The organism is Cupriavidus sp. 05N40, assembly GCF_056397305.1.
Genome location: NZ_JBFTND010000408.1, coordinates 1 through 2,365 on the forward strand (window position 1 = coordinate 1; position 2,365 = coordinate 2,365).

A 2,365-nucleotide genomic window follows, 5' to 3' on the forward strand; every position below is an offset into this window, starting at 1 on the left:
GACCTCGCAGACCGCCGGCAGCGGCGGCGCTTCATAGCCCGGCTCGGCACCCAGCCGGCGCTGCCATTGCGGCGCGCGCTGGGCCAGCCATTGCCGCGCATTGGCGATCGCCAGGCAATCGCCGGCGACCGGGCTCTGGAACGAGGTCAGCGTGGCCTGCGGCCACCAGCGCGCCAGAATGGTATCGAAGGCTTGGCCCTGGCCCGCCGCGCGCCTGGCCTCGGTCCACGCCATGCGGCCCGGGCCGCCGGCATCGTGGTGATAGCGTACGGCCACGCCGGACAGCACCAGCCCGTCGGTCTGGTCGGCCGCGCGCCGCGCCGCGGCGGTGGGTGTGCGCGGCAGCACGCGCTGCGTGCGGCTGCTGTCGGCGATACGGAAGCAGCCTTGCTCGCGCGCGGCCTGCTGAACCAGGTAGCTGCGCACGGCCACGGCCAGCGCGCGGGCGGCCTCCGGCTCGGCCGTATCGCCCTCGCGCTCCACCACGCGCGCCACGTAGTCATTGAGTCCAAAGCGCCCGACCACGCGGGGCGCTGCACCCGCGGCGCGCACCAGGCTGAGCTCGCCGCGGCTGTCCACGCGCAGGCTGTTGCCGTTGGCGAACTCGGCGCGGAAGGTGCCATTGAGCGGGCCATCGGGCACAGCCTTGCGTTCCGGCCCCGCGCCGAGCAGCTCGCGCAGCGCATGGCGCTCGAACATGTCGACCAGCACGCAGGCGCCGTCGTCCGGCACCGGCACGGTGGCCAGCAGCGGCTGCAACAGCGGCGCGGCACGCCGCAGCACATTGGCGCTGGCACCCTGCCCGCCGAGCCACGCCGGGCTGCCGTCGGCCAGCCAGCCCGCGGCACCGCCAATGGAGGCGCCGGGCCGCACCGGGTCCGGCATGGTCCAGGTCTTGGCGCGCAGCAGGCTGCCGTAGCTGGCCAGCGTGCCCTCGCCGCGCCCCACCGTCAGCACGGAGACGAGCGTGGCCGAAGCGGCCTGCCGCGCGGCGGGCGGCACCGCGTGCAGCGCAGCCAGCAGCTCGGCCACCGGCACCACGCGCCCAGGCTGCATCGCCCGCATGTCCTGCAGCCAGGCCGGCGCGCCGGCATCCTTCCAGAAGCGGCGCCAGTCGGCACCCGACAAACCCAGGCGCAGCGGCTCGAAATAGCGCCCGCACGACTGCACCAGCGCATGCTCGCGGTCGATGCTCTGGCCTGCCGTGCAGCAATAGACTTCTTCCGGGTCGCCGCCGCGGCAGGTGTAGTCGTCGCCCGCCTTGTCGCGGCCGACCAGGTAGCTGTAGACGAAGAGCTTCCACACGCTGCCCAGCGGCGTCTGCAGGCCGGGGGGCAGTGGCGCCGGCATGGCACCCGATGTGGCGCCGCCGAGCCGGTACAGCTGGGCCTCGGTGCCGGCAAGCCGCGCGAAATGCAGCGGCTGCGCACCGTCCGCCGCCGCAAGCGCCAGCGCGGACGCCGCCCAGCACAGGGCGGCGAGCACGGTTGCGCAACGCCCCAGGCAGCGCGCTGCCATGCCCGGAGTCAGGCCGGTGCGCATGCCCGCCTCACTCCACCGTCAAGGGGAAGGCCGCGCTCTTGCCGTCGCCCTGCAGGGCCTTGGCATCCGGCTGGTACATGCGGAAGTAGCGCACCGGTGGCAGGCTGAACCTGCCGGGCAGCGAGAAGCGCACCAGCTGGCGCAGCACCACGGGACGCTCCAGCGCAACCACCGGCTGGTGGTAAGACAGCATGCCCGTTTCGTAGGTGACGGCACGCTGGAACGGCTGCAGGCCGGTGGTCTTGTTGTCCGGGTCCGGCAGGCCCTCGATACGCAGCCCCCAGGTGGTGCCCTCGACTTCGCCGCCAGGCGGCAGCGGCGCCTCGACCAGGCCGTAGCGGTAGACGCCCTGGCGTGGGCTCAGCACGATCTCGTCGACATAGAGCGTATTGCTGTCAAGCTTGTCCCCCGGCTTGACCGCCCTGGCCGTGAAGGTCAGGCCCGCCGTGCCGGCGGCGGCCGGATCGGGCGCCTTGTCGGCCTTGGCGGCGGAGTCGCTGGTGGGGACCAGGCGATAGAGCTTGCGCTCGATGCCAATCGGCAGGCGCGCCGCTTCCTGCGCGCGGCTGCGGTACGACACCACGGCATTGGTGTTGTAGGACTGCGCCGCGGCCTCCATGTTCGGCGGCGCGCTAAAGGTCAGCGATTCCGGCAACTGGGCGCCGGTCCAGCGCCATTCCGGCAGGCCGAGCTGGCCGCGCGCCGCCTTCCAGCTGCCCTGCGGCGTGCGTTGCCCCGCATCGGCCTCCCCGGGCAGGCCGCGGCCGAGCCCGCCGCCAAGCGCCTTGTTGAGCCAGACCAGCGTCACCGCGCGGTCGATGGT

At 73.5% G+C, this 2,365-nt stretch carries 1 protein-coding gene and 1 pseudogene; both read right to left on the reverse strand.

Going from position 1 to position 2,365, the window contains the following annotated elements:
- Positions 1-1,542: DUF2300 domain-containing protein (locus AC1DO7_RS40950; protein ID WP_477117543.1), on the reverse strand; the 1,542-nt coding region annotated here is incomplete at its 3' end.
- A gap of 7 nt (positions 1,543-1,549) precedes the next feature.
- A pseudogene (locus AC1DO7_RS40955) lies at positions 1,550-2,365 on the reverse strand (alpha-2-macroglobulin family protein); the annotation flags it as partial.